Source organism: Streptococcus sp. 27098_8_82 (assembly GCF_041431615.1).
Taxonomy (GTDB): domain Bacteria; phylum Bacillota; class Bacilli; order Lactobacillales; family Streptococcaceae; genus Streptococcus; species Streptococcus sanguinis_K.
On sequence record NZ_JAPVYB010000004.1, the window covers coordinates 17,674 to 30,834 of the forward strand.

Here is a 13,161-nt window from a genome sequence, read left to right on the forward strand (position 1 = left end):
TCTGAAATCAGCTGATTTTTATTGGCTGATTTTTTAGGTTCATTCAGATTTTTGGGACAAAATTTGTTATAATGAGAGGCATAGGAAAGAAGGGGTGTTCGTGAAAAAATATTTACCAGGAATTCTGTTGTCCTTTGGCATAGCGGCTGTTTCTATCTTTTTAGGCGGCTTGCTTCCCTTGATAGGCTCTAGTGTTTTGGCTATTGTCTTTGGGATTGTTTTGAACAACAGCATGAAGCTGCCGGCTGTTTTTCAGGAAGGACTCAGCTATTCGGGGAAGAAATTGTTGCAGTATTCCATCATCTTTTTGGGATTTTCCATGTCCATTGGTCAGGTTTCTGAGACAGGGATTTCTTCTCTTCGTATCAGTCTTATCACCATTCTGATAGCCTTTCTGGCGGCTTATCTGGCTGGCCGTTTCTTTAAGATGAACCGTGTCTTGACTATTTTAATCGGTTTTGGAACAGCCATCTGCGGAGGTTCTGCCATTGCGGCTGCTTCACCAATCTTAGACGCTGATGAAGAGGAAATTGCCCTGTCCATCTCCACTATTTTCTTTTTCAATATTTTAGCAGTATTCATTTTCCCTTTTTTAGGGCATTTGCTGCAGATGTCGGATACCTTTTTCGGGACTTGGGCTGGAACAGCCATCAATGATACTTCGTCAGTAGTGGCAGCAGGCTATACATATAGCCCGTCAGCTGGGGACTTGGCGACTATTGTCAAGCTTAGTCGGGCTCTGATGATTGTACCGGCCTGCTTGATCTTCACAGCTTATCGCTATATCAAGTCTAAGAAGTCGTCACAAAAGACAAACTTGAAACAGATTTTTCCTTGGTTTATAGCTTGGTTTGTCCTAGCTTCACTTATCAGCAGTCTTGGATTTCTGCCGGCCTCTGTCATCCCCTATACAAAATTCATTTCTCAGTGGCTGATGGCTATGGCCTTGGCAGCTATTGGCGCAAAGGTTTCCTTTAAGCAGTTTAAGCAAGCAGGAGCAGCGCCTTTGCTGACTGGTGCTTTCGCTTGGTTTTGCGTCGCTGTTTCCAGCTTGATTATCCAGTATTTTTTCTAAAAAGGAGGGACTATGCCCTATCAAAGACGGACGTTTGAGTCTCGGATTGATTATAGTTTAATTTTGCCCGTTTTGATGCTGCTTTCAATCGGAGTTGTGGCTATATACATTGCTGTTAGTCATGATTATCCTGACAATGCCTGGCCCATGGTTGGTCAGCAGATTGCCTGGATTGCGGTGGGCTTCTTGCTCAGCTTTATCCTCATGTTTTTTAACACCAAGTTTCTCTGGAAAATTACGCCTTATCTCTATGTTTTTGGTCTTGGCCTCATGGTCTTGCCTCTGATTTTTTACAGCCAATCTCTGGTAGCCTCCACTGGTGCAAAAAACTGGATTGCTATTCGTGGTGTGACCCTCTTTCAGCCCTCGGAGTTCATGAAGATTTCATATATTCTCATGCTGTCGCGGCTGGTGGTTCATTTTCTCCAGCAGCACAAGCAGGATGAGCGAACCTTGGCTTTAGACTTTTTTCTGATTCTGAAGCTTGGGCTCTACACAGTGCCTGTTCTGGTTCTGTTAACCCTTCAGAGTGATTTGGGGACAGCTTTAGTTTTTGTTGCTATATATGGCGGTATCGTTCTACTGTCAGGTGTTTCTTGGAAGATTATTCTGCCGGTCTTTCTGACGGGAGTCCTGCTGTTGGGAGGATTTCTCTTTATCTTTATTTCCGATGGCGGTCGTGCCTTTCTGCATAATCTAGGCATGCCAACCTACCAAATCAATCGGATTTTGGCTTGGCTTCATCCTTTTGACTACGCTCAGACGACCACCTTCCAGCAAGCACAGGGACAAATCGCTGTCGGAAGCGGCGGTCTGACTGGCCAAGGCTTTAATGTCTCTAATCTCTTGGTGCCTGTTCGGGAAAGTGATATGATTTTCACTGTCATTGCGGAAGATTTTGGCTTTCTGGGCTCAACCTTGGTTATCATGCTCTATTTACTGTTGATTTATCGCATGCTCAAGATTACGATTAAATCCAACAACCAGTTTTACACCTATATCTCAACTGGCTTTATCATGATGCTGCTCTTCCATATCTTTGAAAATATTGGAGCGGTGACAGGGATTCTACCTCTGACAGGGATTCCGCTGCCCTTTATCTCACAGGGTGGCTCTTCTATCATCAGTAATCTTATCGGTGTTGGTCTCCTACTGTCCGTCTCCTATCAGAACAGCCTGACGGATGAAAAGAAGGAGCGAATTCCAGCTGTCCGTAAAAAAGTCGTACTGAAGAAATTAAAATAAAAATAAAGCAAGTTTTTGACTCACAAATCAGATGCGATTTTGTGACTGGCTCATCTCAGAAAGGATATTTTTATGAAAAAAGCAGCTTTACTCTTAGCTCCCGGCTTTGAAGAAATCGAGGCCTTGACAGTTGTGGATGTCTTGCGCCGTGCAGGTCTTGTCTGCCATATGATTGGTTTTGATGAATCAGTGACTGGATCTCATGCCATCACTGTTCAAGCGGATCAGGTCTGGAAGGGTCGGCTGGATGACTATGATATGGTTATTTTGCCAGGGGGGATGCCAGGATCGGCCAATCTCCGTGATGATGACCGCCTGATGCAGCTTTTGAAGGACTTTCAGCAGTCGGACAAATTCATCGCTGCCATTTGTGCCGCTCCCATTGCTCTTGACCGCGCAGGTGTCTTGACTGGTAAGTATTTCACTTGCTATGATGGTGCGCAAGACAATATTAAAAATGGAACTTACCGGAAAGAAACAGTTCTTGTTGATGGGAAGCTGATTACTAGCCGTGGTCCATCAACTGCCTTGGCTTTTGCCTATGAGCTGGTTCGTCAGCTGGGAGGAGACGCTGACCAGTTGGCTGATGCTATGCTTTATACAGATGTATTTGGAAATTAAAAATAGGCTGGGATTCATAATGTTTCCCAGCTTTTTTGAATCCTTATGACTTTTGCGGTCCTCTATATGGAACGGATTTAGAGCTGTTGAAAAGGACGAAACCAGCAGCCATTTTTAAATTTTAGATTCTTTGAGATATTTTGTTTAGAAAAAGGCTTGAAAAAAGTCGGAAAAGTGCTGGATTCGGGCAAATATTAGCCCCTTTTTCATGAAAATTATGGTATAATGAAAGGTATGAATTATCAAGATTACATCTGGGATTTAGGTGGAACACTCTTGGATAATTATGAAACTTCGACAGCAGCTTTTGTTCAAACCTTGAAAGAGTTTGGTCTGCAAGCTAGTCACGACGAAGTTTATAAGGCCCTCAAGGTGTCTACGGACTATGCAGTCCAGCAGTTTGCTCCCCAAGAAAAAGACTTTTTAAAGTTTTATAAGGCCAATGAAGCAGAAGAGTTGACTCACCCTGTCTTATTTGACGGCGCGGCAGACTTGCTTAGGCGGATTGTGGCCAAGGGTGGGCGGAACTTTCTGGTCTCTCACCGGGACAACCAAGTACTGGAAATCTTGGAGAAAACTGCCATTTCATCAGCTTTTACAGAAGTGGTGACAGCTGCAAATGGTTTTCCAAGGAAACCCTCTCCAGACTCCATGCTCTATCTAAAAGACAAGTATCAGATTGCCTCTGGCTTGGTCATTGGTGACCGTCCGCTGGATATTGAAGCAGGGCAGACAGCTGGCTTTGACACCTATCTCTTTGATAATATGCAGCATCTTGAAGAATTTATAGATATTGATTAGAAAAGGAACACTATGACAGAAGAAAAGCAGCAAGATATACAGGCCCAGGAATATGATGCCAGTCAGATTCAGGTCTTAGAAGGCTTAGAAGCCGTTCGTATGCGTCCAGGAATGTATATCGGTTCGACCTCCAAGGAAGGTCTTCACCATTTAGTATGGGAAATTGTTGATAACTCAATTGATGAGGCGCTGGCTGGTTTTGCCAGTCACATTCAAGTCTTTATCGAAAAAGACAATTCCATCACGGTAGTAGATAACGGTCGGGGAATTCCTGTTGATATTCAGGAGAAAACTGGCCGCCCAGCCGTGGAAACCGTCTTTACCGTGCTCCATGCCGGAGGAAAATTCGGTGGTGGCGGATACAAGGTATCAGGAGGTCTGCATGGTGTGGGCTCTTCCGTTGTAAATGCCCTGTCCACTCAACTGGATGTCCGCGTTTATAAAAACGGCCAGATTCATTACCAAGAATACCGTCGCGGTCATGTAGTCGCGGACCTAGAAATCATCGGTGAGACAGACCGTACTGGTACGACAGTTCACTTTACACCGGATCCAGAGATTTTCACTGAAACAGTAGAATTTGACTTTGAAAAGCTCAATAAGCGGGTACAAGAACTGGCCTTCCTCAATCGTGGTCTCAGAATTTCCATCACTGATAAGCGAGATGGAATGGAGCAGGTCAAGGATTACCACTATGAGGGTGGGATTGCCAGCTATGTCCAATACATCAATGAAAACAAGGATGTAATCTTTGAAACGCCGATTTATACTGACGGCGAAATGGACGACATTACGGTTGAAGTAGCTATGCAGTATACGACTGGCTACCATGAAACAGTCATGAGCTTTGCTAATAACATCCACACCCACGAGGGTGGAACGCACGAGCAAGGTTTCCGGACTGCCCTGACTCGGGTTATCAATGACTATGCCAAGAAAAACAAGCTTCTCAAAGAAAACGAGGACAATCTGACTGGGGAAGATGTTCGTGAGGGACTGACAGCGGTCATCTCTGTCAAGCACCCCAATCCTCAGTTTGAAGGTCAGACCAAGACCAAGCTGGGCAATAGCGAAGTGGTCAAGATTACCAATCGCCTCTTTAGTGAAGCTTTCTCAGATTTTCTTTTGGAAAATCCTGCTGTGGCTCGAAAAATCGTTGAAAAAGGAATTTTGGCTTCTAAGGCCAGAATTGCTGCCAAGCGAGCTCGGGAAGTAACCCGCAAGAAGTCTGGTTTGGAAATCTCCAATCTGCCAGGTAAATTGGCTGACTGTTCGTCCAACGACCCACAGGAAACTGAACTTTTCATCGTGGAGGGGGATTCAGCGGGTGGTTCAGCTAAGTCCGGTCGTAACCGTGAATTTCAGGCCATTCTGCCAATTCGTGGTAAGATTCTCAATGTTGAAAAAGCCAGCATGGACAAGATATTGGCCAATGAAGAAATCCGCAGTCTCTTTACTGCTATGGGAACTGGTTTCGGTGCTGACTTTGATGTCAGCAAGGCCCGCTACCAAAAATTAGTCATCATGACCGATGCCGATGTAGACGGTGCTCACATTCGGACCCTGCTCTTGACTTTGATTTACCGCTATATGAAGCCGGTTCTGGAAGCTAGATTTGTCTATATCGCTCAGCCGCCAATCTATGGTGTTAAGGTCGGAAGTGAAGTCAAAGAATACATCCAGCCAGGTGCCAACCAAGAAGAAGAGCTTCAAGCTGCTTTGGCTCGCTACAGTGAAGGTCGCTCCAAGCCAACCATTCAGCGCTATAAAGGGCTCGGAGAGATGGATGACCATCAGCTGTGGGAGACAACTATGAATCCTGAACATCGCTTGATGGCACGGGTTTCAGTGGATGATGCAGCGGAAGCTGACAAGATTTTTGACATGCTGATGGGGGATCGCGTTGAACCTCGTCGTGAATTTATCGAAGAAAATGCTGTATACAGTACGCTCGACGTCTAAAAAAATCAGAAAAATCAACCATTATGGGCAAAAATATGATATAATCATTATGTTTGCTTTATAGTAACAATGTGAAGGAGTTCTATATGTCTATTGGACTAGTTATTCTCGTTGCTGTGGTAGCTCTGCTTTTGGTTGTCGGCTATGGTACTGCAGTTCTGATGAGAAAGAGAAATGAAGCTTTACTTCAAAATTTGGAGGAGAGAAAAGAAGCACTCTATAATCTCCCTGTAAATGATGAAGTTGAAGAAGTAAAAAATATGCATTTGATTGGACAGAGTCAGGTAGCCTTCCGTGAATGGAATCAAAAATGGGTAGACTTGTCCTTAAATTCATTTGCTGATATCGAAAATAATCTATTTGAAGCAGAAGGTTACAATAATTCTTTCCGTTTCATAAAAGCCAAGCATGCCATCGGCAATATTGAGAGTCAGATTGATTTGATTGACGAAGATATCAAGATGATTCGTGCTGCCTTGGAAGATCTTAAAGAGCAAGAGTCTAAGAACAGTGGCCGAGTGCTCCATGCCTTGGATTTGTTTGAAAAACTGCAAACTCAGGTGGCTGAGAATGCTGACTCGTATGGGCAAGCCCTAGCTGAGATTGAGAAACAGCTGGAAAATATCCAGTCAGAATTTTCTCAGTTTGTGACTCTTAATTCTTCGGGTGACCCGGTTGAAGCAGCTGAAATCTTGGACAAGGCAGAGGATCATATTCTTGCTCTGACGCATATCGTTGAGAAAGTTCCTGCTATTGTTGAAGAGTTGACTGTGAAACTGCCAGATCAGTTGGAAGACTTAGAATCTGGTCATCGTAAGCTTTTGGAATCTGGTTATCACTTTATCGAAACAGATATAGAGTCTCGTTTCCAACAGCTCCATGCAAGCCTCAAACGCAACGAAGCTAATATTTCAGCTCTAGAGCTGGATAATGCTGAGTATGAAAATGAGCAGGCGCAAGAAGAGATTAACGCTCTCTATGAAATTTTTACGCGGGAAATTGAAGCCCATAAAGTAGTGGAGAAGTTGATTAAAAACTTGCCTAGCTATCTGGCTCATACAAAGGAAAACAACCAGCAACTCCAAAAAGAGATAGAACGTTTATCTCAAACCTTCCTTATCTCTGATACGGAGACTTCTCATGTCAAGGAGTTGCAGGCCGAGCTTTCTGCCCAGGAAGATGTGGTACTTAGCGCGGTAGAAGATTCTTCTGAAACCAAGCAAGCTTATTCTGTTGTTCAGGAAGAGTTGGAAGCTATCCAAGAGCGTTTGAAAGAAATCGAAGATGAGCAGATTTCTCTTGGCGAAGCACTGGCAGAGATTGAAAAAGATGATGCCAATGCTCGCCAGAAGGTCAATATCTATGCGAACAAATTGCATACCATTAAGAGATATATGGAAAAACGCAATTTGCCAGGTATTCCAGACTCTTTCTTAGAAATTTTCTTCTCAACCAGCAACAATATTGAAGAGTTGGTGAAGGAATTGGAAGCTACACGAGTCAATATTGAATCAGTTAACCGTTGGCTGGAAATTCTGGGAAATGATATGGAGCAATTGGAAGAAGAAACCTATCGTATCGTCCAAGATGCTACCTTGACTGAGCAGCTGTTGCAGTATTCAAACCGCTATCGTTCCTTTGATGATAATGTACAAGCAGCTTTCAACAAGTCCTTGTATGTCTTTGAACATGACTACGACTACGCTCAATCCTTGGAAATCATTTCAAAAGCTTTGGATCTTGTCGAGCCAGGCGTGACAGAGCGTTTTGTGACATCCTACGAAAAAACACGCGAGAATATTCGTTTTTAAAAGAAGTTCCTTCGGGAACTTTTTTTCATTCTCAGCAAAAAGGCTCTTATGTTATAATAGAGGGACAAATGAAAGCGGAAAGTCTATAAAAGAAATGAAAAAGATTAAAAAATATATTATTCTCATTGTTCTTGGAGGTGTAGTCGTTTTATCGATAACATTGATAAATGGCTGGCGTTTGGATGATTACACTGTCCCCAAAAATAGAACAAAAGAACAGTACGAATTTGAGAAAACATTTGACCCTATGTTTAAATTTTTGGAAGAAGAAAAAAAGATTTTACTGGATTAAAGGCTTATATTTGTGATGTTTATATAAAAGTCGGAGATCAAGTAAAGGATTATGAGATTGATTTAGATATTACTGAATCAGCCATTAAGGGTGATTATACCATAACATTTGGTGACACTAAAGAGACAGTTCCTGTTACATACTCTAATGGTAAACTAAATTATGGCCCGGAGATAACTCCTTTATTTGATGAAGAAATCCTTAACTTAGTTGTTCAAAGAGATTATTTCGCTTCCTTGGATGTGAAAGAGACTTTTGATAGCGCTGAAACAGAGCTTCGCGATATTATCTACAAACCAGAAGAACAATCAGAGTTATATAAAAAAATGGTGGAAAAGTATAACCTGCCATCAGACACGAAACTTTCAGTTAGTATTGGGTATGCGTATTATGATAGATATGATGTCCTACTAAGTTTAGAATCTAAAGAAAAAGTGATACAAATCAGTACTGCAATTTATTTAGCGAAAGGAAAATAGTCAGCCTACCATTTATTTTTATGGTAGAGTAGAAATGAAATAAAATAAACCAAACTTTTAGATGGTGGAGTAAAGTATACATGAGAAAAATAAAAATTATTTTATGGGTCATAACTTCATTGATAGGTCTTATGGCTGCAGCATCATTGAATGGCTGGCGTTTAGATGATTATACTATTCCAAAAAACAGGACAAGAGAACAGTATGATTTTGAAGGCACTTTTGAGCCAATGTTTAAGTTTTTAGAACAAGAGAAAAAGGATTTTACTGGATTAAAGGGTTACATAAGTCATGTTTATATAGAGCATGGAGACGAAGTCAAAAAATATTCAGTGGATTTAGATATTACTCAAGCTGATATTAAGGGTGATTACACAATAACAATCGGTGATAAAGAAGAGACTGTTCCTGTTACTTATTCTAACGGCAAACTAACTTACAGCTCAGAGATAAGTCCTTTATTTGATGAAGAGATTCTTAACTTAGTTGTTCAAAGAAATCATTTTGAATCCTTAGATGTGAAAGAGACTTTTAAGAGTGCAGAAACAGAGCTTCGCGATATCATCTACCAGCCAGAAAATCAATCTGAACTCTTTAAACATCTCAAAAACAAGTATGATCTACCAGAGGATACTACCTGTCGAATAAGATTAGATCACTCTAGCGGAACAATCTATGGGGGTTCAATACTAATGGAATCGAAGGATAAAGCTGTTCGAATAGATTTAATGATATTTAAACAATAAGATGGATAATCAATAATTGGTAAGGAGTTAAGAGATGAAAACAGTCAAAGGCTTGTTAGTCATGGATGTAGACAGCACCTTAATCATGGAAGAGGGGATTGACCTGCTAGGAGAGGAGGCAGGGGTAGGAGCTAAGGTTGCGGCTATTACCGAGCGTGCCATGCGAGGAGAGTTGGACTTTGAAGCTGCCTTACGTGAGCGGGTCGCCCTTTTAAAAGGTCTGCCAGAGGATATTTTTGCTCGAATTGCTGAAAAGATTCACTTCACTCCGGGAGCCGAGGACTTGGTCAAGGAGCTGCATAAACGTGGTTATAAAGTAGGCTTGGTGTCAGGTGGTTTTCATGAGACCGTGGACAGACTGGCTGAGCAGCTTGGAATTGACTACGTCAAGGCAAATCGTTTGGAAATCCAGCAGGGCTTTTTAACAGGCCAAGTCTTAGGAGAGATTGTCACTAAGGATACAAAGCTTGCCATGTTAAAAGCATGGGCAGCTGAAAACAAGTTGGAATTAAATCAAACAATTGCTATGGGAGATGGCGCCAATGATCTGCCTATGATTCAAGCGGCAGGGATGGGAATTGCCTTTATGGCCAAGCCGATCGTGCGCGAGCAAGCTCCTTACCAGATTCAAGAATGCAATCTCTATCGGGTCATTGATCTTTTAGACAATAGAAAAGAGTAGGAGAGAGGCATGCATATTCTAATTGCACCGGATTCATTCAAGGAAAGTTTGTCAGCTGCTCAGGTTGCTCAAGCTCTGCAGACAGGATTTTCTCAGGCCTTGCCAGATGCCAGCTTTGACTTGCTGCCGGTTGGTGACGGCGGCGAGGGGACAATGGCTGCGCTGACAGCAGCCTTGGTCTGGGCTGAATTTTACCACACCGTAACCGGACCCTTTGGCCAGCCAGTAAAAATGCCCTACGCCAGAAATGGTCAGCAAGCGCTTTTTGAGATGGCTGATTTGGTCGGACTTGCCTCTATTCCTCAGGAAAAACGAAATCCCTTGGCCATAGAAACCAAAGGATTGGGAGAATTGATTGTGCACCTGGCTGAAGACGGTGTCAGAAAGATTTTAGTTGGTGTTGGGGGTTCGGCTAGCAACGACGGTGGGATTGGACTAGCAGCGGGCCTGGGCTATGAATTTTTCGATGCGGACAATCATAGACTGCGCCCCATTGGCTCGTCTTTGGGAAAGGTTGCCCGAATATCAGCTGAGCAGGTTCCTGCTTTCTTGAAAGAAGTTGAGATTGAGATTTTGACGGATGTAGACAATCCTCTATGCGGTGAGCGTGGTGCGACAACTGTTTTTGGAGGACAGAAAGGTCTAGCACCCTTATTATTCTCTCAAGTGGATCAAGCCATGGCAGATTTCTATCAGTTGGTTGATCCTCAGGTGATTGATATGGATGGTGCTGGAGCCGGAGGCGGAATGGCTGCAGGACTGGTCGCTTTTGCTGGAGGAAAAATCGTTTCGGGTATCGAAACCTGTTTAGATTTACTGGATTTTGATGACAGAGTTAAAAAAGCGGACTTGGTCGTCGTTGGCGAAGGACGGATGGACCGTCAGTCTTTGGCGGGTAAGGCACCAGTTGGGATCGCAAGACGAACACCTGACGGCATCCCTGTACTGGCTATTTGCGGTAGCTTGGCATATGATTTACCGGATTTCCCAGTTGAGAATATTCAGTCAGCTTTTCCTATTATTGCACAAGCAGATAGTTTAGATAAGATACTAGAGCAAGCCGAGCAAAATTTGATTCGAACGGCCAGAAATATTGGCAATGTACTAAAAATGAAAAAAAGCGGTTAGTCCGCTTTTTTTAGTAGGTATTCAATTTCTTTGACTATCATGCCCTTTTCAAAGAAGAAGATGTCACAAGACAGGTCACCAAAGTCATTTTCTAAAAGGGTCACAATCCGATTCTGGTCGGAATTAAGCTAATAATAAGTGCAACGAAACTGGACGGGGGTGTTATGGTAGACTTTTTGAATTTTAGTCAGGTAGTCCACTTTACCTTTGATGATTTCGATTGTGTCATCCTGTAATTCCCAGCTAACATGATCAGAAAGAAAGGTCTGATAGGTTTGCCAATCACGCTGGTTTTCAGCTTCAAAAAAGGCAAAAAGTTTTTCTAAATTTGTCATTTTATCCAAACCATTTTTTCCAGAGGGAGCGCTTTTCTTTTGCTGGTTTTTCTGCTGGCTGAAGGAGACTAGCAAACTGTTGGCTCATGTCCTTGTCATCTACTTGGACCAGATGGTCGCTATGGACAATCAGGCCAAAAGGAGAAGACTGGTAATCACTTGAGACGATAGTAGCCTCGCAGCCCAGTTCCTTGGAGGTTTTTAGATAAAAGATTTGATTGCCAGACTCGACTTCTGGGGAAATTTTGACTATTACAGGTTGGCAGTTTTTCATGATGCTGCTGAGCATTTCCTTGAAATGATTGCGAATGAAAGAGTCGTTGGCTTGCTCAATAGAGCAGGAGGCCAGCACTCGCTCCTCAAAAGTTCCTAAAAATCTACGCTGTTCATCAGGGTTGAGCTTGACTCCGCCCTGGGCTTTTTCCATGATTACTTTATTAATATCAGTCATAATAAAATTGTACCATAAAAGGAGAAATTCTAAAAGGTCGAATCTTCTTTCTGATTTGCTGGAAAAACATTTATATAGTAAATTTGGAATCGTTTTCTTGTGCAAAATTTCTCAAATTTGCTTAGTTTCTCTATTTTTCCTTGAAAAAAAAGCGTTTTTGAGGTATCATAGACTAGTAAATAATTTTAAATAATAAGGAGAGTAAGAAATGTCAATTATTACTGATGTTTACGCTCGCGAAGTCCTAGACTCACGCGGTAACCCAACACTTGAAGTAGAAGTTTATACTGAATCAGGTGCTTTCGGACGTGGTATGGTTCCTTCAGGAGCTTCTACAGGTGAGCACGAAGCAGTTGAACTTCGTGATGGCGACAAATCTCGTTACGGTGGTCTTGGTACACAAAAAGCAGTTGATAATGTAAACAACGTTATCGCTGAAGCTATTATCGGTTATGATGTTCGTGACCAACAAGCTATCGACCGTGCAATGATCGCTTTGGACGGTACTCCTAACAAAGGTAAATTGGGTGCAAACGCAATCCTTGGTGTGTCTATCGCTGTAGCTCGTGCTGCTGCTGACTACCTTGAAATCCCTCTTTACAGCTACCTTGGCGGATTCAACACTAAAGTTCTTCCGACTCCAATGATGAACATCATCAACGGTGGATCTCACTCTGATGCTCCAATCGCATTCCAAGAGTTCATGATCTTGCCAGTTGGTGCTCCAACATTCAAAGAAGCTCTTCGTTACGGTGCTGAAATCTTCCACGCTCTTAAGAAAATCCTTAAATCTCGTGGTTTGGAAACTGCCGTTGGTGACGAAGGTGGATTCGCTCCTCGTTTTGAAGGAACTGAAGATGGTGTAGAAACTATCATCGCTGCTATCGAAGCTGCTGGTTATGTTCCAGGTAAAGATGTATTTATCGGATTTGACTGTGCATCATCAGAATTCTACGATAAAGAACGTAAAGTATACGACTACACTAAATTTGAAGGTGAAGGCGCTGCTGTTCGTACATCTGCAGAACAAATCGACTACCTTGAAGAGTTGGTTAACAAATACCCAATCATCACTATCGAAGATGGTATGGATGAAAATGACTGGGATGGTTGGAAAGCTCTTACTGAACGTCTTGGTAAGAAAGTACAACTTGTTGGTGACGACTTCTTTGTAACAAACACTGACTACCTTGCACGTGGTATCAAAGAAGGTGCTGCTAACTCAATCCTTATCAAAGTTAACCAAATCGGTACTCTTACTGAAACTTTTGAAGCGATTGAAATGGCTAAAGAAGCTGGTTACACTGCAGTTGTATCACACCGTTCAGGTGAAACTGAAGATTCAACAATCGCTGACATCGCAGTTGCAACTAATGCAGGTCAAATCAAGACTGGTTCACTTTCACGTACAGACCGTATTGCTAAATACAACCAATTGCTTCGCATCGAGGATCAACTTGGTGAAGTTGCTCAATACAAAGGTCTTCAAGCTTTCTATAACTTGAAAAAATAATTCATTCAGATTGAATGAAG

The 13,161-nt window shown here is 42.5% G+C and carries 11 protein-coding genes and 2 pseudogenes; 11 read left to right on the forward strand and 2 right to left on the reverse strand.

What is annotated here, in order from left to right; all coding sequences use genetic code 11:
- Positions 1-94 precede the first annotated feature (94 nt).
- From O3627_RS07840 to O3627_RS07885, 10 genes and pseudogenes are all read left to right on the forward strand, one after another.
- Entirely contained in the window at positions 95-1,075 is a 981-nt protein-coding gene (locus tag O3627_RS07840; protein ID WP_125383129.1) for a YeiH family protein, read from the forward strand.
- Positions 1,076-1,087: 12 nt separating this feature from the next.
- Positions 1,088-2,320 carry an FtsW/RodA/SpoVE family cell cycle protein gene (locus O3627_RS07845; RefSeq protein ID WP_125341642.1) on the forward strand — a complete coding sequence of 411 codons (1,233 nt, stop codon included), beginning with the start codon at positions 1,088-1,090 and terminating at the stop codon, positions 2,318-2,320.
- A 72-nt stretch (positions 2,321-2,392) separates the two neighbouring features.
- A complete protein-coding gene (locus O3627_RS07850) occupies positions 2,393-2,941 on the forward strand; it encodes a DJ-1 family glyoxalase III (RefSeq protein ID WP_371621332.1) in 549 nt (182 codons plus the stop codon).
- 234 nt (positions 2,942-3,175) lie between these two features.
- A complete protein-coding gene (locus O3627_RS07855; RefSeq protein ID WP_032915978.1) occupies positions 3,176-3,742 on the forward strand; it encodes an HAD-IA family hydrolase in 567 nt (188 codons plus the stop codon).
- Between the two features lie 12 nt (positions 3,743-3,754).
- Entirely contained in the window at positions 3,755-5,704 is a 1,950-nt protein-coding gene (gene gyrB / locus O3627_RS07860; RefSeq protein WP_371621333.1) for a DNA topoisomerase (ATP-hydrolyzing) subunit B, read from the forward strand.
- Positions 5,705-5,790: 86 nt separating this feature from the next.
- Positions 5,791-7,515 (forward strand): septation ring formation regulator EzrA, encoded by a 1,725-nt coding sequence (ezrA, locus tag O3627_RS07865; protein ID WP_002906841.1) that lies wholly within the window; start codon positions 5,791-5,793, stop codon positions 7,513-7,515.
- A 94-nt stretch (positions 7,516-7,609) separates the two neighbouring features.
- Positions 7,610-8,286, forward strand: a pseudogene (locus O3627_RS07870) (hypothetical protein).
- Between the two features lie 80 nt (positions 8,287-8,366).
- Positions 8,367-9,032 carry a hypothetical protein gene (locus O3627_RS07875; RefSeq protein ID WP_125383135.1) on the forward strand — a complete coding sequence of 222 codons (666 nt, stop codon included), beginning with the start codon at positions 8,367-8,369 and terminating at the stop codon, positions 9,030-9,032.
- A gap of 34 nt (positions 9,033-9,066) precedes the next feature.
- On the forward strand, positions 9,067-9,714 hold the full coding sequence (gene serB / locus O3627_RS07880) for a phosphoserine phosphatase SerB (protein WP_125383136.1): 648 nt from the start codon (positions 9,067-9,069) through the stop codon (positions 9,712-9,714).
- A gap of 9 nt (positions 9,715-9,723) precedes the next feature.
- A complete protein-coding gene (locus tag O3627_RS07885; protein WP_125383138.1) occupies positions 9,724-10,842 on the forward strand; it encodes a glycerate kinase in 1,119 nt (372 codons plus the stop codon).
- On the opposite strand, the pseudogene O3627_RS07890 reads toward O3627_RS07885, so the two are convergent.
- Positions 10,839-11,177: pseudogene (locus O3627_RS07890) on the reverse strand (nuclear transport factor 2 family protein). The gene O3627_RS07885 and the pseudogene O3627_RS07890 overlap by 4 nt on opposite strands.
- Before the next feature lies 1 nt (position 11,178).
- The gene (locus O3627_RS07895; protein WP_009660568.1) at positions 11,179-11,628 is read right to left on the reverse strand and encodes a DUF1694 domain-containing protein; all 450 of its coding nucleotides are present in this window, start codon (positions 11,626-11,628) and stop codon (positions 11,179-11,181) included.
- A gap of 208 nt (positions 11,629-11,836) precedes the next feature.
- Here O3627_RS07895 and eno point away from each other — a divergent pair, with 208 nt between their 5' ends.
- Positions 11,837-13,141 carry a surface-displayed alpha-enolase gene (gene eno, locus O3627_RS07900; protein ID WP_002906836.1) on the forward strand — a complete coding sequence of 435 codons (1,305 nt, stop codon included), beginning with the start codon at positions 11,837-11,839 and terminating at the stop codon, positions 13,139-13,141.
- Positions 13,142-13,161: the final 20 nt, after the last annotated feature.

Bases quoted from the DNA above. Each gene is read 5' to 3' on its own strand.
- O3627_RS07845 (WP_125341642.1), top strand. From the start codon at position 1,088: ATGCCCTATCAAAGACGGACGTTTGAGTCTCGGATTGATTATAGTTTA.
- O3627_RS07850 (WP_371621332.1), top strand. From the start codon at position 2,393: ATGAAAAAAGCAGCTTTACTCTTAGCTCCCGGCTTTGAAGAAATCGAG.
- O3627_RS07855 (WP_032915978.1), top strand. From the start codon at position 3,176: ATGAATTATCAAGATTACATCTGGGATTTAGGTGGAACACTCTTGGAT.
- gyrB (WP_371621333.1), top strand. From the start codon at position 3,755: ATGACAGAAGAAAAGCAGCAAGATATACAGGCCCAGGAATATGATGCC.
- ezrA (WP_002906841.1), top strand. From the start codon at position 5,791: ATGTCTATTGGACTAGTTATTCTCGTTGCTGTGGTAGCTCTGCTTTTG.
- O3627_RS07875 (WP_125383135.1), top strand. From the start codon at position 8,367: ATGAGAAAAATAAAAATTATTTTATGGGTCATAACTTCATTGATAGGT.
- serB (WP_125383136.1), top strand. From the start codon at position 9,067: ATGAAAACAGTCAAAGGCTTGTTAGTCATGGATGTAGACAGCACCTTA.
- O3627_RS07885 (WP_125383138.1), top strand. From the start codon at position 9,724: ATGCATATTCTAATTGCACCGGATTCATTCAAGGAAAGTTTGTCAGCT.
- O3627_RS07895 (WP_009660568.1), bottom strand. From the start codon at position 11,628: ATGACTGATATTAATAAAGTAATCATGGAAAAAGCCCAGGGCGGAGTC.
- eno (WP_002906836.1), top strand. From the start codon at position 11,837: ATGTCAATTATTACTGATGTTTACGCTCGCGAAGTCCTAGACTCACGC.